Origin of the sequence: Pseudomonas sp. X4, from assembly GCF_040784925.1 — a bacterium.
Lineage (GTDB): Bacteria > Pseudomonadota > Gammaproteobacteria > Pseudomonadales > Pseudomonadaceae > Aquipseudomonas > Aquipseudomonas putida_Z.
In genome coordinates this window covers 705641-725405 of sequence record NZ_CP160798.1, presented here as the reverse complement: position 1 = coordinate 725405, position 19765 = coordinate 705641, and the positions used below count along the sequence as shown (strand labels likewise).

Here is a 19765-nt window from a genome sequence, read left to right as displayed (position 1 = left end):
AGTGCTCCGGGATTAATACTTCTGGACAAGATGCACGGCGTGGAGCCTGAATCGAGTCTAGAGTGACTGGCGAGGCCTATCAGTGACAATAGGCGCCAATTGAATATCCTTGGGGTTCACCGCAGGAGCGGTCAGCATAAATGCCTGTCATGAGCGAAAGAACCACGTCAGCCAGCTGGGCATCAGGGATCGTGAAGGCACTCGAGCTGGAAGGGCTGGACTGCCGGGCCATGTTCAAGCAGCTGGGGCTGGATTTCGCTGCCCTCGACGACCCCGACGCGCGCTTTCCCCAGGACTCCATGACCCGGCTGTGGCAACTGGCAGTGGAACTGTCGGGCAACGAGGCCATAGGCCTGAACATGGCGCGGGTGGTGCGCCCGGCGTCGTTCCATGTGGTGGGCTATGCGTTGATGTCCAGCCGCACCCTGGCCGAAGGCTTCGAGCGCCTGGTGCGTTACCAGCGCATCATCGCCGAAAGCTCCGACCTCAGCTTCGTCCTCGGCCCCGAGGGTTATTCGCTGATCCTGACCGTACACGGCGACCATCTGCCACCGACCCGGCACAGTGCCGAGGCATCGCTGGCCTGCGCGCTGGCGCTGTGCAGCTGGCTCAGCGGTCGGCCGGTGCAACCGCGCCGGGTGCTGGTGCAGGGGCCGCAGCCAAAGAATATCGAGCCGTACAAGGTGGCGTTCCATTCGCCGCTGGTGTTCGGTGCGCCGCACGATGCGCTGGTGTTCGAGCGCGCCGACATGGAGGCGCCGCTGCCCACCGCCAACGAAGCCATGGCCATCCTGCATGACCGCTTTGCCGGCGAATACCTGGCGCGTTTCTCGGAAAGCCGGGTCACCCACCGCGTGCGCCAGGTACTGTGCCGCATCCTGCCGCAGGGCGAGCCCAAGCGCGAAACCCTGGCCCAGGCCCTGCACCTGTCGCAGCGCACCTTGCAGCGGCGGCTGCAGGAAGAAGGCACCAGCTTCCAGACCCTGCTCGACGATACCCGCCGCGAATTGGCCGAACAGTACCTGGCGCAGCCAGGCATGACCCTGCTGGAAACCGCCTACCTGCTGGGTTTTGCCGACCCCAGCAACTTCTACCGGGCGTTCCGCCGCTGGTTCCATGCCACGCCCAGTGAGTACCGCGCCCGCCTGGGTGCCGAGCCCGAGGTGGTCAGTGACGCCAGAACGCCGGCATGCACAACACTAGCACGGTGATGATTTCCAATCGGCCGAGCAGCATGCCGCTGGCAAGAATCCACTTGGCAGCGTCCGGCAGCGTGGCGTAGTTGCCCGACGGGCCGATCACTTCACCCAGGCCCGGGCCCACACCCGAGACCGTGCCGGCAGCGCCGGTCAGGGCGGTCATCCAGTCCACGCCAAGCAACGACAGCAGCAGCGCCATGACGCAGATGGTGATGGCGAAGAAGAACGAGAAAGTCAGGATCGAACGCACGATTTCTTCGTCGAGGCGGTGGCCGTTGTACTTCTGCTTGATCACTGCGCGTGGGTGGATCAGCTGGTTGAGGCTGGCCTTGAGCAGGATGTAGGCGACCTGGAAGCGGAAGATCTTGATGCCACCTGCCGTCGAGCCGGAGCAGCCACCGACGAAGCCCAGGTAGAAGAACAGCATCAGCGAGAAGTTGCCCCACAGGCTGTAGTCACCCAGGGCGAAGCCGGTGGTGGTGACCACCGAAGTCACGTTCAGCGCAACGTGGCGCAGGGCGTCGAGCCAGTGCAGGTTGGTGGTGGCCCAGTACCAGGTGCCAAGCACCAGCCAGGTGACCACCAGCATGCCCAGCAAACCCTGCACCTGCTGGTCGCGGATCAGTGCCTTGCGGTTGCCGCGCAGGGTCGCCACGTAAAGGGTGAAGGGCAGGCTGCCGAGGATCATCACCACCACCGCGACCCAGTGCACGGCCGGGATATCCCACTTGGCCAGCGACTGGTCGGAGGTGGAAAACCCGCCAGTGGAAATCGCCGACATGGCGTGGTTGATCGCATCGAACGGGCTCATGCCGGCCCACCAGAAGCCCAGCGCGCCCAGGATCGAGAAGCCGACGTATACCCCCACGATCGACTTGGCGACCATGTGCGAGCGCGGCATGACCTTCTCCGAGCGGTCGGACGATTCGGTCTGGAACAGGCGCATGCCACCGATGCGCAGCAGCGGCAGGATCGCTACCGCCATGCCGATGAAGCCGATACCGCCGAGCCAGTGCAGCATCGAGCGCCACATCAGGATGCCCGGTGACATGTTGTCCAGCCCGCTGAGCACCGTGGCGCCGGTGGCGGTGATGCCCGACATGCTTTCGAAGAAGGCGTCGGTGTAGCTGATGTGCTGGGTCAGCAGGAACGGCAGGGCGGCGAACACGCACACCACCAGCCAGCTGCTGACGGTCAGCAGGTACATGTCGCGCGGGCGCAGGTGCACATGTTCGGGGCGGCCCTGGAGCACCAGGGCCAGGCCGGCGATGAAGGTGATCAGGCTCGACCAGAGGAACGACGGCATGTCACGGGTGCGTTCGAAGATCACCAGGGTCGCCATTGGCACGGCCATGCTGACGGCGAGGGTAATCAGGAAGATGCCGATGATGAAACCAATGATCCTTAAGGTCGGCAACGCCATGTGATCTGCTCTGACTCGAAACGGAAGGGCGCCATTCTACCTATGGGTCTGGTGATGTAAACGCTAGAATGGCGGCACATTTACCTGCCAGGAGGGTAGCCGATGGAGGCTCTCGACGCATTGCTCAACCGTGTTTCCGTGCCACGCCTGACCGACCCGGCGCCCAATGCCGCCCAGCGCGAGGCGCTGTTCCAGGCCGCCCTGCGCGCTCCGGACCACGGCCAGCTGCGGCCGTGGCGCTTTCTCACCATCGAAGGCCAGGGCCGCGAGAAGCTGGGTGAGCTGTTCGCCGAAGCGCTGCAGCACAAGGGGGATGCCAGCCAGGCTGCCCTGGACAAGGCCCGCGCCATGCCCCTGCGGGCGCCGTTGCTGATCGTGGTGGTTGCCAAGCTGCAGGACCACTTCAAGGTGCCCAAGTCCGAGCAGCGGCTGGCGGCAGGCTGTGCTGCGCACGGCATCCTGATTGCGGCGCATGCGCAAGGTATCGGTGCGGTGTGGCGCACCGGGGACATGGCTTTCGATGCCCATGTGCACAAGGGCCTGGGGCTGGCCGCGAACGAGGAGCTGATCGGGTATCTGTATGTGGGTACGCCGCTGACCGAGCCGCGCACCGCGCCGATTCTGGAAACTGCTGATTTCGTCAGTGCCTGGGGCGAGTAACGCGGCCTTGGGCTGATTGCAGTATCAAGGCATCCGGCCCTTTCGCGGGTAAACCCGCTCCCACAGGTGTTGCGCAAATTTCAAGCCTTGCACAGTACCTGTGGAAGAGGGCGGGTGCCTTTACAGCACATCAACCGCCCGCCGCTCCCACATGTATGGCGCAAACTTCAGGCCTTGCACAGGTACCTGTGGGAGCGGGTTTACCCGCGAAGAGGCCGGGAGCATTTACATCAAATCAACTGCCTGTCTCTTCAGTCACAGGCAACTCCAGCCGCGCCACAAAGCCTCCCTGTGGATGGTTCTCCAGCACCAGGCTGCCACCATGCCGCTCCGCCGCCTTGCGTGCAATCGCCAGCCCCAGCCCATGCCCCGGCGCATCCTGCCCCGGCGCACGGAAGAACGGTTCTCCCAGCTGCGCCAGGTGTTCCGCCGCCGCCCCCGGCCCATGGTCACGCACGCTGATCACGATACGGTCTTGCTCGCGCATGGCGCTGACTTCGATTGGCTGGCCCTGCGGGTTGAAGCGCAGGGCGTTGCGCAGCAGGTTGTCCACGGCACGCTCGATCAGCGTTGGCCAACCCTGCAAGGTCAACCCCGGCTGTGCCTCCAGGCGCACATCCTGCTCTGGTGCGCTGAGCTGGGCGTCCTTGCGCACGCTGCCGAGCAGGGCGTTGAGGTCGACCGGCTCGGCATGGGCCTGTTCGGCATCGACCCGCGCCAGGGCGAGAATTTCGCTGATCAGGTCTTCCAGGCGATCGCATTCGCGGGTCAGGCGTGGCCACAGCGCCTCACGCTGCTCAGGCTCGGCGCGCTCGGCCAAGGCCAGGGCGATACGCAGCCTGGCCAGCGGTGAGCGCAGTTCATGGGACACATCGCGCAGCAACTGGCGCTGGCTGCCGATGGTGCTTTGCAGGCGCGCGCCCATCTTGTTGAAGTCCTTGGCCAGCACGCCGAACTCGTCACGCCGCGCCGCCAGCTGCGCCAGGCTGTTCTGCTGGTAGGTGGTCTGGCCCAGGTCATGCACGGCGCTGCGCAGGCGGCTGAGCGGGCGGGTGATGGACAGGGTCACCAGCAGGCTGAACAGGGTCAGCACCACCAGGGCAATGCCCAGCGCACTGAGCGGCCACAACAGGCTTTCGCGGTGCCAGGCATCCAGCGCCGGGTGGGGGATGCGGTAGATCAGCAGGTATGTCTCGCCGGTGTCGGGGCTGGTGTATTCCTCGGTCAACCGGCGCCACGGCAGGCGACGCTGGTCATTGTGCTGGCGTGCCTCGAAGGCCGCCGCACGGCGCGGGAAGGTGCCGGGCACCACGGCTTCGCCACTGTCGTCGAGCACCTGCACGTCGATCTTGTAGCGGTCCTTGCGCCGTTCCAGGAAGTGCTGTGCCGAAGCCAGGCCTTCCTGTTCGTAATGCTTGGCCCACTTGCTGGCCAGGGTATTCAGGCCCGGGTGGCGGCTGAGGATCCAGGCGTCCTGGTTGAGCATATGGCCCAGCAGGATCGACAGGCCCGCAACCAGGGTGATGGCCAGCCAGAAACTGGCCAGGATGCGCCAGAACAGTGAACGCAAGTGCACCTCCTGCAAACAAGAAAAGCCCGGCTCGCACTGAGGCGGGCCGGGCATCGGGCGGACAGCTTACTGGGCCTTGTTGCCTTTTTCAGCTTTCCAGGCCTGGAACTCCTGCCACTCGGCTTTCTGTGCGGCGCGTTCCTTCTGCAGTTCGTCGAACTTCTTCTGCTGCTCAGGCTTGAGCAGGGCACGGACCGCGCTGTCGGTCTTGTCGCGGTTGGCCTGCAGTTCGTCCTTCAGCGCCTTCTGGTCGGCCGCCGGCAGTTTGGACAGGTAGCGCTCGGTGATGTCGCGGCGCTGTTTCATCTGCTCGCCCATCAGTTTGCCGATCTGCTGGCGCTGGTCACGGCTCAGGTCCAGTTGGTGGAAAGGCGCATCACCGCGATGATGTGGGCCGTCGTGGCGCGGGCCGCCTTCAGGCATGGCCATGGCCACGGTCGGCAGGGCGGCGGCGAACATCAGGGCGATAAGGGTCTTGCGCATGGTGTCTCTCCTTTCATGGGCCGGTGGTTACCGGATGAGCACAGTCTAGGGAGATCACCGTCAAGCGCGGTCAGTGGATGGTAAAGGCTCGGTAAAGAAGTTCAGAGGCAGTAGTAATAACCACGGCTGCGCAGGGCGACGATGCGCGGCCGGCCATCGGCGTGGGGGCCGATCTTCTTGCGCAGGTTGCTGACGTGCATGTCCAGGCTGCGGTCGTACAGGGTCAGCTTGCGGCCCAGGCCGATCTGCGCCAGTTCCTGCTTGTCCAGCGGCTCGCCGGGTTGGCGCAGCAGGGCTTCGAGAATGCGGCTTTCGGACAGGGTCAGGGTCATTTCGCGGCCATCGATGCTGGCCACGCCACGGGCAGGGCTGTAGACCAGGTCGCCCAGTTCCACCTGGCTGGTGGTGGCGGTGGGGTGGCTGCGGCGCAGCACGGCACGCAGGCGAGCGGTGAGTTCACGCGGGTCGCAGGGTTTGGCCAGGTAGTCGTCGGCGCCCAGTTCCAGGCCGAGGATGCGGTCCAGCGGCTCGCCGCGGGCCGAGAGCATCAGCACCGGCAGTTCGGCATGCTCGCTGCGCAACTGCTTGAGCAGTTCCAGGCCACTGCCGTCGGGCAGCATCACGTCCAGCACCACGGCCGCCGGGGCATACGTGGCCAGGGCCTGGCGTGCGCTCTGGCCATCGTGGCAGGCGCGCACGGTAAACCCTTCCTGGGTCAGCCAGCTGCCGAGCAGCTCGCACAGCTCCTGGTCATCATCTATCAGTAACAGCTCGCTCATGACTCACTCAATTCAACCATTGACGGCGGCTATTCGGCCCGCCAGTGGCAAAGATACCGCAGACTGATGGCAACAGTATAACTGCCGGTACCGCGTGGGCTTCTTCGCGGGCTTGCCCGCTCCCACAGGTAACCCACAAACCTCAGGACCTGTGGTGTCCCTGTGGGAGCGGGCAAGCCCGCGAAGAAGCCCACGCGGTCTCAGATCAAGGCAGCACTTGCTTGAACGGCTTGACCACCACCTTGTCGTACACGCCCGCGGCAATGTAAGGGTCGGCATCGGCCCAGGCCTGCGCCGCGGCCAGGGAGTCGAACTCGGCAACGATCAGGCTACCGCTGAAACCCGCTTCGCCCGGGTCGTTGCTGTCGATGGCCGGGTGCGGGCCGGCCAGTACCACGCGGCCTTCGGCCTTCAGCTGCTGCAGGCGTTCGATGTGCGCCGGGCGGGCGGCCAGGCGCTTTTCCAGGGAGTTTGCGACGTCGCTGGCGATGATGGCGTAGAGCATGTCAATCCTTGGGTTTGGAGGTAGAAGGGTCGTCGTGCAGGTGGCGCGACAGGTACACGCCCTGCGCTACCAGGAACATCACGGTCATGCCCAGGCTGCCGAACACCTTGAAGTCGACCCAGAAGTCCTGGAAGGTGAAGGCGACGAACAGGTTGGCCGCGCCGCAGAACAGGAAGAAGCCGATCCAGGCCAGGTTCAGGCGGGTCCAGATGGCATCGGGCAGGCTCAGGGCGTGGCCCATGATGCGCTTGATCAGCACCCGGTCGCCGATGAAGTGGCTGCCGGCGAAGCCCAGGGCGAACAGCCAGTTCACCACCGGCGCCTTCCACTTCAGGAAGGTTTCGCTGTGGAAGGTCAGGGTCAGGCCGCCGAACACCAGGCAGGCCACCAGGGTCAGCCACTGGCCCTTTTCCAGCTTGCGCTGGCGCAGGAACAGCGCGCCGTAGACCACCAGCGAGCTGATGATCAGCATGGCCGTGGCGCTGTAGATGCCGCCGAATTCGAAGCTGTGGCCGGCGACTTCCATGGGGCGCGGGTCGAGCTTGTAGACGATGAAGAACAGCAGCAGCGGGATGAAATCGATGAATTGTTTCACAATGGCAGCCAGAATCAGGATGTGACGGCATAATAACAAACATCGATTCCAGCGAAAGCGCTCCTCCATGAATGTTGATCTGCACTGTCACAGCACGGCCTCCGACGGCGCCCTGTCGCCCTCGATACTGGTCGCCCGGGCCCATGAGCATGGGGTGCAAACGCTGGCACTGACCGACCATGACACCATCGAAGGCCTGCCCGAGGCGCGCCAGGCATGCCGCGACAAGGGCATGCACTGGGTCAGCGGGGTGGAGCTGTCGTGCACCTGGGGTGGCGCGACCATCCATGTGCTGGGCTATGACTTCCCGCTCGACGCACCGCCCCTGCTGGCGGCGATCGAAGCGCTGCACCGTGGCCGCTGGCTGCGCGCCGAAGAAATCGACAAACGGCTGGCGGCCAAGGGCATGTCCGGTACCCTCGACGGCGCCCGCGCCGTGCAGCACGAACTGGGCGATAGCGGCAACGCCCCGGCGCGCCCGCATTTTGCCGAGTACCTGGTGCGTGCCGGGCACGTCAAGGACCGCGGCGAGGCGTTTCGCAAATGGCTGGGCGCCGGCAAGCTGGGGGACGTCAAGCAGCACTGGCCTACGCTCGATGAAACCGTCGCCACCCTGCGCCAGTCCAACGCTTGGGTGAGCCTGGCGCATCCCATGCACTACGATCTGACCCGCAGCAAGCGCAGAAGGCTGATTGCCGACTATATTCAGGCAGGCGGGCAGGCGCTTGAAGTGGTCAACGGGATGATGCCTGCCGAGCAGGTGGGCACGATGTCCATCCTCACCCGTGAGTTCGGCCTGCTGGCAAGCGCTGGCAGTGACTTCCACGGCCCCGGCACCTGGGGCGAGATCGGTGCCTACCGGCCTTTGCCCGAGGACCTGCCACCTCTGTGGCGCCGATTCAACCATGAACAGCCTTTGGCGGTATGAACAGGACGACTACGTGAGCCAATTTTTCCAGATTCATCCGGAGAACCCGCAGCAGCGCTTGATCAAGCAGGCCGTCGAGATTATCCGCAAGGGCGGCGTGGTGGTGTACCCGACGGATTCGGCCTACGCGCTGGGTTGCCAGATGGGGGACAAGGCGGCCATCGAACGGGTGCGGCGCCTGCGCGGGCTGGACAAGACCCACAACTTCACCCTGATGTGCTGCGACATGTCGCAGCTGGGGTTGTACGCCAAGGTCGATACCGGCACCTTCCGCCTGCTCAAGGCACATGTGCCGGGGCCTTACACGTTCATCCTCAATGGCACGCGCGAAGTGCCGCGCCTGCTGTTGCACGATAAACGCCGCACCATCGGGCTACGGGTGCCGGCCCATGCCATCACCCTGGCCTTGCTGGCTGAACTGGGCGAGCCGTTGATGAGTGTGAGCCTGATCCTGCCGGGCGATACCGAGCCAATGACCGACCCTTACGAGATCCGTGAGCGCCTGGAGCACCATGTCGACCTGGTGATCGACGGCGGTTTCGGTGACCTCAAGGCATCGACCATCATTGACCTCTCCGGTGATGAACCGGAACTGGTCCGTGAAGGCTGCGGCGACCCCACGCCGTTCCTGGTCAACGCGTGAGCCAGGTGGAAGCGCCCGAGGCGCCGGCCGAACAGGCCGAGGTGCCTCGCCAACTGCAATTGGCCCTGGTCTATGGCGAAGCCCTGACCGAGCTGCCGCTGGACCTGTACATCCCGCCGGACGCCCTGGAAGTCATCCTCGAAGCCTTCGAAGGCCCGCTGGACCTGTTGCTGTACCTGATCCGCAAGCAGAACATCGACATCCTCGACATCCCGGTGGCGGAAATCACCCGCCAGTACATGGGCTACGTGGAGCTGATGAAGAGCGTGCGCCTGGAGCTGGCCGCCGAATACCTGGTGATGGCTGCCATGCTCGCCGAGATCAAGTCGCGCATGTTGCTGCCGCGCTCGGCCGACGTCGAGGAGGAGGAGGGCGACCCGCGCGCCGAACTGATCCGCCGGCTGCAGGAGTACGAGCGCTTCAAGGCCGCCGCCGAAGGTATCGATGAATTGCCACGGGTTGGCCGCGAGGTGGTGGTGCCGCGCCTGGAGGCGCCGCAGGCCAAGGTGCGCAAGCTGTTGCCCCAGGTCAGCCTGGAAGAGCTGCTGGTATCGATGGCCGAGGTGATGCGCCGCAACGACCTGTTCGAAAGCCATCAGATCACCCGCGAGACCTTGTCCACCCGCGAACGCATGAGCCAGGTGCTGGAACGCCTGAAGGGCGGCGGTTTCGTGCCGTTCGTCGAGCTGTTCGCCGCCGAGGAGGGCAAGCTGGGCGTGGTGGTGACCTTCATGGCGATTCTCGAGCTGGTGAAGGAATCGCTGATCGAACTGGTGCAGAATGAACCCTTCGCCGCCATCCACGTGCGGCTTCGCCCCGCGCTTGTTGAAGAACCTGATGAACCTGAATGAACCCCGCGACCTGGCGTCGCTGATCGAAGCCTTCCTGCTGGCTTCGGGCAAGCCGCAATCCCTGGAGCGCCTGTACGAACTGTTCGAGGAAGCCGAGCGACCGGAGCCCAAGGTCTTCAGGCAGGCTCTCGAGCTGCTGGGCAAGTCGTGCAATGGCCGTGCCTTCGAGCTCAAGGAGGTGGCCAGCGGTTACCGCCTGCAGATTCGCGAGGACTTTGCGCCGTGGGTCGGGCGCCTGTGGGAAGAACGCCCGCAGCGCTACTCGCGCGCGCTGCTGGAAACCCTGGCCCTGATCGCCTACCGCCAGCCCATCACCCGTGGCGAAATCGAGGATGTGCGTGGCGTGGCGGTGAACAGCAACATCATCAAGACCCTGATGGAGCGCGAGTGGATCCGCGTGGTCGGTTACCGCGAAGTGCCCGGGCGGCCGGCGATGTTTGCCACTACCAAGGCGTTTCTCGACCATTTCAACCTCAAGAGCCTGGACGAGCTGCCAGCCTTGGCCGAGCTGCGGGAGATGGAGCCCGAGCCGCTGCTCGACCCGGACGATGCGCCAGTGCCGGCGCACCTGCAGGCATTGGCGGATGCCAGCCTTGGGGAAGAGGAAGAGGTTGCCGAGCCGAAGGAGGAGACCAGCTTCCGTAGCCTGCTGGTGGAGCTGGATGCCATGGAAGAGGGGCTGAAGACCGATTTCGATGATTTGCGCGAGGAAGAGGCTGAGGCTGCTGTGGAAGAAGAGGGCAAGGTGCAGCCTTGAGTCTTGTGTTGTCTGTGCTGGCCCTTTCGCGGGTAAACCCGCTCCCACAGCGATATCACAGGTCCTGAGAGTGATGCGGTACCTGTGGGAGCGGGTTTACCCGCGAAGAGGCCGGTACTGCCAATACATAACCATTAGGCAGAAACCCCTCGCAAAGCCCACAAAACCCTCTACCCTCCAGTGCGTTCCCCCGCCGAACCGCGTATGATGCGCGGCCTTTTGGCGCGTTCGTCGCCAGAACCCTTATTTCATTCCTACACCGGGAGGTGCCCAGATGAGTGAGCAAGACCTGCAAGATACCGAAATCACCCCTCCATCCGGCGAAAAGCTGCAGAAAGTGCTGGCGCGCATTGGCGTTGGCTCGCGCCGTGACGTCGAGGCCTGGATCAGCCAGGGCCGCATCAAGGTCAACGGTGTCGAGGCCACCCTCGGCCAGCGCGTCGACCTGCACGACGCCATTGCCGTGGATGGCAAGCTGATCAAGCGCGAAGAGGCCGCCGAGGCCACCCGCCGGGTGATCATGTACAACAAGCCCGATGGCGAAATCTGCACCCGTGACGACCCGGAAGGTCGCCCGACCGTGTTCGACCGCCTGCCACGGCCGAAAGAAGGCCGCTGGATCAACATTGGCCGCCTCGACATCAACACCACCGGCCTGCTGCTGTTCACCACCGACGGTGAACTGGCCAACCGCCTGATGCACCCGTCCTACGAGATGGACCGTGAGTACGCGGTACGTGTGCGTGGTGAGGTCGACGACGAGATGATCGAGCGCCTGAAGGCCGGCGTGATGCTGGAAGATGGCCCGGCCAAGTTCACCGACATCCAGAAGGCACCAGGTGGCGAAGGCTTCAACCACTGGTACCACTGCGTGGTGATGGAAGGCCGCAACCGTGAAGTGCGTCGCCTGTGGGAGTCTCAGGGCATGGTGGTCAGCCGCCTGAAGCGCGTGCGTTTCGGCCCGGTGTTCCTCAACTCCGACCTGCCGATGGGCCGCTGGCGTGAAATGAGCCAGGGCGAAATCGACATCCTCGCTGCTGAAGTGGGCCTGCAGCCGGTGGCGCTGCCAGCCATGAAGCTCAAGGCCAAGGACAAGATGGAGCGCCTGCAGCGCAAGTCGACCCGCCCGCTGGGCCGTGGCGAGCGCGTGCGCAACCTGCGCCCGGCTCACGAAGGTGCTGCTGCTGGCGAACGCCCGGCGCGCCAGCCGCGTGAAGAGGCCCCGCGCAAGACCGGCCGTGGCAGCACCGTGGCCGAACGCCCGAGCGAGATGCGCAAGCGTCCGGCCAAGCCTGAAGGTGACAAGCCGGCAGGGCGTGGCCGCGGCAAACCGCGTGGTTGATTGGCCTTTGCGTTGAAAGAGAACCAGCCTTCGGGCTGGTTTTTTTATGCCTGTGAGAATTTGGGGCTGCTGCGCAGCCCTTCGCGGGCTTGCCCGCTCCCACAGGGATCGCGTGAACCATGGGCTTAGCGACACACCTGTGGGAGCGGGCAAGCCCGCGAAGGGTCGCAAAGCGGCCCCAAGATATTGAACAAAAAGAATTTTCGGACGACTGGCAAGTTCCCGAACCACCCTGTAAAGAAAATTGTACGAATGTGGTCGGTTTCAGCCCGGATTTCAGATTAGGTCGAATCGTGTAAACAAACCTTGCCGCCGACTCCCCGTCAAAACAGCCAGCCAAGCCCCGCCCACCCTTGCCCAAAGCCCCGCCCCACGGTGTTATAGCCGCCATTGCCGTGTGCAAAAGCCTGTCCACAGAGCCAGGCTGACAAAACAACAAATGGAGGCGCCATGTACGCCGATCACTTCGCCTTTCAAGGCCCACACCACAGGATCGCTGCGTTTTTTCCCGAGGAAACGATGCAACGCGTTGACGCCTGCGCGTTTGCAGGGGTATACAGTGCGCCGCGTTTTACCTGTGACTCCCTTGCGTACCGCGCACTCTTGACCACGCCTGGTTGACCCGCCCCGGCGGCACCTGAGGTCAGGAAACCCAAGGTAACCACCTTGCCCATTCCGCTGCGCCACGAGCGCGGTGGGTCCGATTCCGTCACAGATAAAAACAATGCAGGTGACTTCGTTCATGAGTGGACAAAACATGCATTCAGGCGAGCTCAAGCGGGGCCTGAAGAACCGCCATATCCAGTTGATCGCCCTCGGCGGTGCGATTGGTACAGGCCTGTTCCTCGGCTCGGCAGGCGTGATGAAATCCGCTGGCCCGTCGATGATCCTTGGCTACGCCATCTGCGGCTTCATCGCCTTCATGATCATGCGCCAGCTCGGCGAAATGATCGTCGAAGAGCCGGTGGCCGGCTCGTTCAGCCATTTCGCCCACACCTACTGGGGTGGTTTCGCCGGCTTCCTGTCGGGCTGGAACTGCTGGGTGCTGTACATCCTGGTGGGCATGTCGGAGCTTTCGGCGGTCGGCAAGTATGTCCACTACTGGTGGCCGGAGATCCCCACCTGGGTCACGGCGGCAGCGTTCTTCGTGCTGATCAACGCCATCAACCTGATGAACGTGAAGTTCTTCGGTGAGGCCGAATTCTGGTTTGCCATCATCAAGGTGGTGGCCATCGTCAGCATGATCGGCCTGGGTGCCTACCTGCTGACCAGCGGCAGCGGCGGCCCTGAAGCCACCGTGGCCAACCTGTGGTCGCACGGCGGCTTCTTCCCGAACGGTGTCAGCGGGCTGGTGATGGCCCTGGCCTTCATCATGTTCTCCTTCGGTGGCCTGGAAATGCTCGGCTTCACCGCCGCCGAGGCCGACAAGCCGAAGACCGTGATCCCCAAGGCGATCAACCAGGTCATCTACCGTATCCTGATCTTCTATGTCGGTGCCCTGGTGGTGCTGCTGTCGCTGACCCCATGGGACAACCTGGTCGCCAGCATTGATGCGTCCGGCGGCAGCTATGGCAGCAGCCCGTTCGTGCAGGTGTTCTCGCTGCTGGGCAGTGACGTGGCTGCGCACCTGCTGAACTTCGTGGTCCTGACTGCAGCGCTGTCGGTGTACAACAGCGGCACCTACTGCAACGCCCGCATGCTGCTGGGCATGGCCGAACAAGGTGACGCCCCGGCGTCGCTGGCCAAGGTCGACAGCCGCGGTGTACCGGTGCGCTCGATCCTGGTGTCGGCAGGCGTGACGCTGATCGCGGTGCTGCTCAACTACCTGATGCCGCAAAACGCGCTGGAGCTGCTGATGTCGCTGGTGGTGGCCACCCTGGTGATCAACTGGGCGATGATCAGCTACTCGCACCTGAAGTTCCGCCAGCACCTGGACCGCACTGGCCAGAAGCCGCTGTTCAAGGCGCTGTGGTACCCCTATGGCAACTACATCTGCCTGGCGTTCGTGGTGCTGATTCTGGGCATCATGGCGATGATCCCGGGTATCCAGGTTTCCGTGTATGCGATCCCGGTGTGGCTGTTCGCCATGTTCGTGGTCTACATGGTCAAGCCGCGTCGCAGGGCGCAGGCGCTTGGGGCTGCTGGTAGCGTGGCCAAGTAAGGCGCTGCAGGTAGCGTACAGATAACCCGAAGTCAGGAACTGGCTTCGGGTTTTTTATTGCCTGTACCGGCCCCTTCGCGGGTAAACCCGCTCCCACAGGGGCATCACCTGATCTGAAAGCAGCGCTATACCTGTGGGAGCGGGTTTACCCGCGAAGAGGCCGGCACAGGCAAAAATCAGATCTGCTCCAGCAACCAACTGCGAAACGCCCGCAGCGACGGCAACGCCTCATTGCGCGGCGGGTAGATCAGGTAATAACTGCGCTGGCTGGCAAATGCCACCCCAGGGCTGTACAGCTCACCCTTGGCCAGTTCTTCCTCCACCAGTATGCGCGGCACCAGGCCGATGCCGATCCCGGCGCGTACCGCCTGGATCAGGTGCGAGGTCAGCTCGAAGCTCGGCCCCAGGCGCATCGCCCGGTGCGCCAGGCCATGGTGCGAGAACCACTCGCCCCAGGCATGCGGGTTGTTGGCCACATTCAGCAGCACCTCTTCACTGATGCGTGCAGGGCTCCAGCCCTGGCTGTCCGCGCCAGCCTCCGGCGGCAATATCACCACCAGTTCCTCGGCATGCAGGCGATGGCAGATCAACCCCGGCAGGTCGTGGCTGGCCACGCCGATGGCGGCATCGATCTCGCTGGTGTCGAAGTTGATGGCTTCGATGCGTGAATGTATGTGCACCAGCATGCCCGGGTGGGCGCTGTAGAAGGCGTGCAGCCTTGGCAGCAGCCATTTCGAGCCGAAGGTGGGCAAGGTGGCCAGGCGCAAGGTGCCCACCCCCGACTGGTAGGCCAATGCCTGCAAGGTGGCGCTGCGGATGCGCCCCAGTGCCTCGCTGAGCTCGCGCTGGTACAGGCGGCCGACATCGGTCAGCTGCACCTGGCGCCCCTCGCGGCGGAACAGGGTCAGGCCCAGTTGCTGCTCCAGAGCCTGCACCTGGCGGCTGACTGCGCTCTGGGTCAGCGACAGCTCGGCGGCGGCGCGGGTGTAGCTTTCATGCCGGGCGGCAGCCTCGAAAGCCAGTAGCAGCGACATGGACGGGGTCAGATGGCGGTAATTCATTCATGAAAGTCATTAATAGCGGCAGGATTATCCGTTTGCCCCTGAAGCGAAACTACAGGAACATTGGCCTGCACGTCACCTCCGCATGCCATCACCCATGCCGGAACGACAGGAATCCCGTGAATTAGCCAATATCAAGAGGCCATCCTTCGATGATCGCCCAGCTGCCGACCGTTGCCCCGAGCGCCAACTACCCCGAATTCCTCGAAGCCCTGCGCAACAGCGGCTTCCGTGGCCAGATCAGTGCCGACTACGGTACCCGCACGGTGCTGGCCACCGACAACTCGATCTACCAGCGCTTGCCACAGGCGGCGGTGTTCCCGCTGGACGCCGACGATGTGGCGCGGGTCGCCACGCTGATGGCCGAGGAGCGCTTTCAGCAGGTCAAGCTGACCCCGCGCGGCGGTGGTACCGGCACCAATGGGCAGTCGCTGACCGACGGGATCGTCGTCGACCTGTCGCGGCACATGAACAAGATCCTCGAAATCAACGTCGAGGAACGCTGGGTGCGGGTGCAGGCCGGTACCGTCAAGGACCAGCTCAACGCCGCGCTCAAGCCGCACGGGCTGTTCTTCGCCCCCGAGCTGTCCACCTCCAACCGTGCCACTGTCGGCGGCATGATCAACACCGATGCCAGCGGCCAGGGCAGCTGCACCTATGGCAAGACCCGCGACCACGTACTGGAGCTGCACAGCGTGCTGCTCGGGGGCGAGCGCCTGCACAGCCTGCCGATCGACGATGCCGCGCTGGAACAGGCCTGTGCCGCGCCTGGGCGGGTCGGCGAGGTGTACCGCATGGCGCGGGAAATCCAGGAAACCCAGGCCGACCTCATCGAAACCACCTTCCCCAAGCTCAACCGTTGCCTGACCGGCTACGACCTGGCGCACCTGCGCGACGAGCAGGGCCGCTTCAACCTAAACAGCGTGCTGTGCGGTGCCGAGGGCTCGCTGGGCTATGTGGTCGAAGCCAAGCTCAATGTGCTGCCGATCCCCAAGTACGCCGTGCTGGTCAACGTGCGTTACACCAGCTTCATGGATGCCCTGCGTGACGCCAACGCGCTGATGGCGCACAAGCCGCTGTCGATCGAGACCGTCGACTCCAAGGTGCTGATGCTGGCGATGAAGGACATCGTCTGGCACAGCGTCGCCGAGTACTTCCCGGCCGACCCCGAACGCCCGACCCTGGGCATCAACCTGGTGGAGTTCTGCGGCGACGAGCCGGCCGTGGTCAATGCCAAGGTGCAAGCGTTCATCCAGCACCTGCAGAGCGACACCAGCGTCGAGCGCCTGGGCCATACCCTGGCCGAGGGTGCCGAGGCGGTGACCCGCGTCTACACCATGCGTAAACGTTCGGTGGGCCTGCTGGGCAACATCGAGGGCGAAGTACGCCCGCAACCGTTTGTGGAAGACACCGCGGTACCGCCGGAGCAACTGGCCGACTACATCGCCGACTTCCGTGCACTGCTCGATGGCTACGGCCTGGCCTACGGCATGTTCGGCCACGTCGATGCCGGCGTGCTGCACGTGCGCCCGGCACTGGACATGAAGGACCCGGCCCAGGCCGCACTGGTCAAGCCGATTTCCGACGCCGTGGCGGCGCTGACCAAAAGCTATGGCGGCTTGCTGTGGGGCGAGCACGGCAAGGGCCTGCGTTCGGAATACGTGCCGGAGTACTTCGGCGAGCTGTACCCGGCGCTGCAGCGCCTGAAGGGCGCTTTCGACCCGCACAACCAGCTAAACCCGGGCAAGATCTGCACCCCGCCAGGCAGCGCCGAGGGCCTGACCAAGGTCGATGGCGTGACCCTGCGCGGCGACCTCGACCGCACCATCGACGAACGCGTGTGGCAGGACTTCCCTAGCGCCGTGCACTGCAACGGCAACGGCGCCTGCTACAACTACGACCCCAACGACGCCATGTGCCCGTCGTGGAAGGCCACCCGTGAACGCCAGCATTCACCCAAGGGCCGTGCTTCGCTGATGCGCGAATGGCTGCGCCTGCAGGGCGAGGCCAACATCGACGTGCTGGCGGCGGCGCGCAACAAGGTGTCGTGGCTCAAGGGCCTGCCGGCACGCCTGCGCAACAACCGTGCGCGCAGCCAGGGCCAGGAAGACTTCTCCCATGAGGTGTATGACGCCATGGCCGGCTGCCTGGCGTGCAAGTCGTGCGCCGGGCAGTGCCCGATCAAGGTCAACGTGCCGGACTTCCGCTCGCGCTTCCTCGAGCTGTACCACGGCCGCTACCAGCGCCCGCTGCGTGACTACCTGATCGGTTCGCTGGAGTTCACCATCCCGTACCTGGCCCACGCGCCAGGGCTGTACAACGCGGTGATGGGTTCGAAGTGGGTCAGCAAGCTGCTGGCCGACAAGGTCGGCATGGTCGACAGCCCGCTGATCAGCCGCTTCAACTTCCAGGCCACCCTGACTCGCTGCCGCGTCGGCGTGGCCAGCGTGCCGGCCCTGCGTGAACTGACCCCGGCCCAGCGCGAGCGCAGCATCGTGCTGGTGCAGGATGCCTTTACCCGTTACTTCGAGACACCGCTGCTGTCGGCCTTCATCGACCTGGCGCACCGCCTGGGCCACCGGGTGTTCCTGGCGCCGTACAGTGCCAACGGCAAGCCACTGCACGTTCAGGGCTTCCTCGGTGCGTTCGCCAAGGCGGCGATCCGCAATGCCACCCAGCTCAAGGCCCTGGCCGAGTGCGGCGTGCCGCTGGTGGGCCTGGACCCGGCGATGACCCTGGTGTATCGCCAGGAGTACCAGAAAGTGCCGGGCCTGGATGGCTGCCCGCAGGTGCTGTTGCCGCAGGAGTGGTTGATGGATGTGCTGCCGGAGCAGGCACCGACCGCGCCGGGCAATTTCCGCCTGATGGCGCACTGCACCGAGAAGACCAACGTGCCGGCCAGCACCAGGCAGTGGGAGCAGGTGTTCGCCCGCCTTGGCCTGAAGCTGGTGACCGAGGCGACTGGCTGCTGCGGTATGTCGGGTACCTATGGGCACGAGGCGCGTAACCAGGACACTTCGCGGACCATCTTCGAGCAGTCGTGGGCGACCAAGCTGGACAAGGAAGGCGAGCCGCTGGCGACCGGTTACTCGTGCCGCAGTCAGGTCAAGCGCATGACCGAGCGGCAGATGCGCCACCCGCTGGAAGTGGTGCTGCAGTACGCCCAGCGCTGACCTTCAGGGCCCCGGGGGCTGCCTTGCAGCCCATCGCCGGCAAGCCAGCTCCCACAGGTGTAGCGTCAGCCCTGGTTCATGCGGACCCTGTGGGAGCTGGCTTGCCGGCGATGGGCCAGTGCAGGCAGTACATAAATCAGGTTTCCTGTGCGCGATCCCGCCTTCGCTGCGCCTGCCGATACAGATACAAACTCAACACCAGCCCGCAAGCCGCCGCCGCTGCCGCAAACAGAAACATCGAAGCAAACCCGAACCCCGCCGCCACCGCGCCCACCAGCGGCCCGGTCACCCCCAGCGACAAATCGATGAACAGCGAATAAGCCCCCACCGCCGCCCCGCGGTTGGCCGCCGACACCTGGTTCACCGCCTCCACCCCCAGTGCCGGGAACACCAGCGAGAAGCCGAACCCGCTCAGCGCGGCCCCCGCCAACGCCAGTTCGGCGCTGGGCGCCAGCCACAGCATCAGCAGCCCGAGCGTTTCCACCGACAGGCAGGCAATCGCCACCCGGAACCCGCCAAGCCGGTTGATCAGGTTGCCGAACAGCAGTCGCGCACTGATGAAGCTGGCGCCGAACAGGCTCAGCGTCAGTGCCGCATTGGCCCAGCCACGGCTGGCGTAATACAAGGTGATGAAGGTGGCGATGGTGCCAAAGCCGATCGAGCCCAGGGCAAGCCCCGAGCCGTGCGGGAACACCTTGCCCAGCACCCGCAGGAACGGCAGGCGCACGCCACTGACGATCGGTGCGGCCTGTTTGGGCCAGGCCAGCAGCAACCCGAGCGCACACAGCAGGATGATGCTCACGCCCATGCTCCACAGGCCCAGGCTCTTGACCATCAGCACGCCCAACGGAGCGCCGATGGCCAGCGCGCCATAGCTGGCGATGCCGTTCCAGGAAATGACCTTGGCCGTGTTTTCGGCACCTACGCGGCCGATGCCCCAGCCAATGGCACCGGAGCCCACCAGGCTTTCCGCACTGCCAAGTACCAGGCGGCCGACCAGCAGGCAGGCCAGGCTCAGCCAGGGCAGGTGGGTGAGGAAGGCGCAGGCCAGCATGAACACCCCGCTGAGCCCGCAGCCGACCAGGCCATACATGACTGCCTTCTTGCTGCCGTGGTTGTCGATGATGCGGCTGGCGGTAGGGCGGCTGAGCAGGGTGGCCAGGTACTGCACGCTGATCACCAGCCCCGCGACCACGGCACTGAAGCCCAGATCGTTGTGCACATAGCCGGGCAATACGGCCAGCGGGATGCCGATGTTCAGGTAGCCGATGAAGGTGAAGAGGACGATGGAGACGACTTGCAGGGTGACCGCAAGGGGGCGCGGTGAGTGGGGCATGAGGGCCTACGTGGGTTCTGGACGGTGTGAAAACGTGATGACGGGGGTAGCCCGCAGGTCAGCCGTTTTCACACAGTCGGGGGATGCGCGGTTATTCCTGGTCAGCGCTGGATTGATCGTCACCATCCTGCTCGACGGCAGCTGCCGGTTCGGCGTGAACGGTCACGGTTGGCTCTTCTGGGTTCAGGCTTGGGAAGGGAAGATTCGGGATTTCATGCATCTCGTCGTTCCTCGCAAGTGTGAGTGAAAAGTCTGCGCCAGGCGCGTTTGAAGCTTCGCAAAGCTGGGGCAGGATACAC

The 19765-nt window shown here is 64.5% G+C and carries 18 protein-coding genes; 9 read left to right on the top strand and 9 right to left on the bottom strand.

The genetic code is table 11. The annotated features are described in order from the left end of the window. The first annotated feature begins 149 nt into the window (after nucleotides 1–149). The gene (locus ABX298_RS03175) at nucleotides 150–1211 is read left to right on the top strand and encodes an AraC family transcriptional regulator (protein WP_025340140.1); all 1062 of its coding nucleotides are present in this window, start codon (nucleotides 150–152) and stop codon (nucleotides 1209–1211) included. Here ABX298_RS03175 and ABX298_RS03170 read toward each other — a convergent pair. Further along, entirely contained in the window at nucleotides 1168–2622 is a 1455-nt protein-coding gene (locus tag ABX298_RS03170; RefSeq protein ID WP_013973677.1) for a TrkH family potassium uptake protein, read from the bottom strand. The genes ABX298_RS03175 and ABX298_RS03170 overlap by 44 nt on opposite strands. 102 nt (nucleotides 2623–2724) lie before the next feature. On the opposite strand from ABX298_RS03170, the gene ABX298_RS03165 reads away from it, so the two are divergent. Beyond that, nucleotides 2725–3282 (top strand): nitroreductase family protein, encoded by a 558-nt coding sequence (locus tag ABX298_RS03165; RefSeq protein WP_025340139.1) that lies wholly within the window; start codon nucleotides 2725–2727, stop codon nucleotides 3280–3282. Between the two features lie 235 nt (nucleotides 3283–3517). On the opposite strand, the gene ABX298_RS03160 is transcribed toward ABX298_RS03165, so the two are convergent. The 5 genes from ABX298_RS03160 to ABX298_RS03140 all read right to left on the bottom strand — a co-directional run bounded on the left by ABX298_RS03160 (nucleotide 3518) and on the right by ABX298_RS03140 (nucleotide 7214). Beyond that, complete coding sequence (locus tag ABX298_RS03160) at nucleotides 3518–4858, bottom strand: ATP-binding protein (protein WP_367394067.1); 1341 nt, start codon at nucleotides 4856–4858, stop codon at nucleotides 3518–3520. 60 nt (nucleotides 4859–4918) lie between these two features. Continuing rightward, a complete protein-coding gene (locus tag ABX298_RS03155) occupies nucleotides 4919–5335 on the bottom strand; it encodes a Spy/CpxP family protein refolding chaperone (RefSeq protein ID WP_137164566.1) in 417 nt (138 codons plus the stop codon). Nucleotides 5336–5436: 101 nt separating this feature from the next. Then, complete coding sequence (locus ABX298_RS03150; RefSeq protein WP_367394066.1) at nucleotides 5437–6114, bottom strand: response regulator transcription factor; 678 nt, start codon at nucleotides 6112–6114, stop codon at nucleotides 5437–5439. A gap of 205 nt (nucleotides 6115–6319) precedes the next feature. Beyond that, the gene (locus ABX298_RS03145) at nucleotides 6320–6619 is read right to left on the bottom strand and encodes a YciI family protein (protein ID WP_015271283.1); all 300 of its coding nucleotides are present in this window, start codon (nucleotides 6617–6619) and stop codon (nucleotides 6320–6322) included. 1 nt (nucleotide 6620) lies between these two features. Then, the gene (locus ABX298_RS03140; protein WP_003259096.1) at nucleotides 6621–7214 is read right to left on the bottom strand and encodes a septation protein A; all 594 of its coding nucleotides are present in this window, start codon (nucleotides 7212–7214) and stop codon (nucleotides 6621–6623) included. A gap of 67 nt (nucleotides 7215–7281) precedes the next feature. Here ABX298_RS03140 and ABX298_RS03135 point away from each other — a divergent pair, with 67 nt between their 5' ends. The 6 genes from ABX298_RS03135 to ABX298_RS03110 all read left to right on the top strand — a co-directional run bounded on the left by ABX298_RS03135 (nucleotide 7282) and on the right by ABX298_RS03110 (nucleotide 13896). Beyond that, a complete protein-coding gene (locus tag ABX298_RS03135) occupies nucleotides 7282–8142 on the top strand; it encodes a PHP domain-containing protein (protein ID WP_367394065.1) in 861 nt (286 codons plus the stop codon). A gap of 13 nt (nucleotides 8143–8155) precedes the next feature. Further along, the gene (locus ABX298_RS03130; RefSeq protein ID WP_038408376.1) at nucleotides 8156–8785 is read left to right on the top strand and encodes an L-threonylcarbamoyladenylate synthase; all 630 of its coding nucleotides are present in this window, start codon (nucleotides 8156–8158) and stop codon (nucleotides 8783–8785) included. A 125-nt stretch (nucleotides 8786–8910) separates the two neighbouring features. Continuing rightward, entirely contained in the window at nucleotides 8911–9636 is a 726-nt protein-coding gene (locus ABX298_RS03125) for a ScpA family protein (RefSeq protein WP_162276787.1), read from the top strand. Further along, on the top strand, nucleotides 9623–10393 hold the full coding sequence (gene scpB, locus ABX298_RS03120; RefSeq protein WP_061551279.1) for an SMC-Scp complex subunit ScpB: 771 nt from the start codon (nucleotides 9623–9625) through the stop codon (nucleotides 10391–10393). Before ABX298_RS03125 ends, scpB begins: the two co-directional genes overlap by 14 nt. A gap of 274 nt (nucleotides 10394–10667) precedes the next feature. Then, nucleotides 10668–11735 (top strand): 23S rRNA pseudouridine(2605) synthase RluB, encoded by a 1068-nt coding sequence (gene rluB / locus ABX298_RS03115; RefSeq protein ID WP_075045968.1) that lies wholly within the window; start codon nucleotides 10668–10670, stop codon nucleotides 11733–11735. A 742-nt stretch (nucleotides 11736–12477) separates the two neighbouring features. Next, entirely contained in the window at nucleotides 12478–13896 is a 1419-nt protein-coding gene (locus tag ABX298_RS03110; RefSeq protein ID WP_075047028.1) for an amino acid permease, read from the top strand. 176 nt (nucleotides 13897–14072) lie between these two features. On the opposite strand, the gene ABX298_RS03105 is transcribed toward ABX298_RS03110, so the two are convergent. Beyond that, a complete protein-coding gene (locus ABX298_RS03105) occupies nucleotides 14073–14957 on the bottom strand; it encodes a LysR substrate-binding domain-containing protein (protein WP_013973663.1) in 885 nt (294 codons plus the stop codon). Nucleotides 14958–15109: 152 nt separating this feature from the next. Between ABX298_RS03105 and ABX298_RS03100 the strand changes: the two genes are divergently transcribed. Continuing rightward, nucleotides 15110–18130, top strand: coding sequence for an FAD-binding and (Fe-S)-binding domain-containing protein (locus ABX298_RS03100; protein WP_286100325.1), 3021 nt, complete (start codon nucleotides 15110–15112; stop codon nucleotides 18128–18130). A gap of 136 nt (nucleotides 18131–18266) precedes the next feature. Here the strand turns inward: ABX298_RS03100 and ABX298_RS03095 are convergent, their stop codons facing one another. Together ABX298_RS03095 and ABX298_RS03090 are read right to left on the bottom strand one after the other, a co-directional pair. After that, a complete protein-coding gene (locus ABX298_RS03095) occupies nucleotides 18267–19466 on the bottom strand; it encodes an MFS transporter (RefSeq protein ID WP_075045966.1) in 1200 nt (399 codons plus the stop codon). A 91-nt stretch (nucleotides 19467–19557) separates the two neighbouring features. Next, complete coding sequence (locus ABX298_RS03090) at nucleotides 19558–19686, bottom strand: hypothetical protein (protein ID WP_015271274.1); 129 nt, start codon at nucleotides 19684–19686, stop codon at nucleotides 19558–19560. Nucleotides 19687–19765 lie beyond the last annotated feature (79 nt).

What these genes read in the sequence shown, in the direction of transcription:
- scpB (WP_061551279.1), top strand. Translation starts at nt 9,623, where the DNA reads ATGAACCTGAATGAACCCCGCGACCTGGCGTCGCTGATCGAAGCCTTC.
- ABX298_RS03110 (WP_075047028.1), top strand. Translation starts at nt 12,478, where the DNA reads ATGAGTGGACAAAACATGCATTCAGGCGAGCTCAAGCGGGGCCTGAAG.
- ABX298_RS03165 (WP_025340139.1), top strand. Translation starts at nt 2,725, where the DNA reads ATGGAGGCTCTCGACGCATTGCTCAACCGTGTTTCCGTGCCACGCCTG.
- ABX298_RS03170 (WP_013973677.1), bottom strand. Translation starts at nt 2,622, where the DNA reads ATGGCGTTGCCGACCTTAAGGATCATTGGTTTCATCATCGGCATCTTC.
- rluB (WP_075045968.1), top strand. Translation starts at nt 10,668, where the DNA reads ATGAGTGAGCAAGACCTGCAAGATACCGAAATCACCCCTCCATCCGGC.
- ABX298_RS03145 (WP_015271283.1), bottom strand. Translation starts at nt 6,619, where the DNA reads ATGCTCTACGCCATCATCGCCAGCGACGTCGCAAACTCCCTGGAAAAG.
- ABX298_RS03105 (WP_013973663.1), bottom strand. Translation starts at nt 14,957, where the DNA reads ATGAATTACCGCCATCTGACCCCGTCCATGTCGCTGCTACTGGCTTTC.
- ABX298_RS03135 (WP_367394065.1), top strand. Translation starts at nt 7,282, where the DNA reads ATGAATGTTGATCTGCACTGTCACAGCACGGCCTCCGACGGCGCCCTG.
- ABX298_RS03150 (WP_367394066.1), bottom strand. Translation starts at nt 6,114, where the DNA reads ATGAGCGAGCTGTTACTGATAGATGATGACCAGGAGCTGTGCGAGCTG.
- ABX298_RS03100 (WP_286100325.1), top strand. Translation starts at nt 15,110, where the DNA reads ATGATCGCCCAGCTGCCGACCGTTGCCCCGAGCGCCAACTACCCCGAA.
- ABX298_RS03155 (WP_137164566.1), bottom strand. Translation starts at nt 5,335, where the DNA reads ATGCGCAAGACCCTTATCGCCCTGATGTTCGCCGCCGCCCTGCCGACC.
- ABX298_RS03095 (WP_075045966.1), bottom strand. Translation starts at nt 19,466, where the DNA reads ATGCCCCACTCACCGCGCCCCCTTGCGGTCACCCTGCAAGTCGTCTCC.
- ABX298_RS03175 (WP_025340140.1), top strand. Translation starts at nt 150, where the DNA reads ATGAGCGAAAGAACCACGTCAGCCAGCTGGGCATCAGGGATCGTGAAG.
- ABX298_RS03090 (WP_015271274.1), bottom strand. Translation starts at nt 19,686, where the DNA reads ATGCATGAAATCCCGAATCTTCCCTTCCCAAGCCTGAACCCAGAAGAG.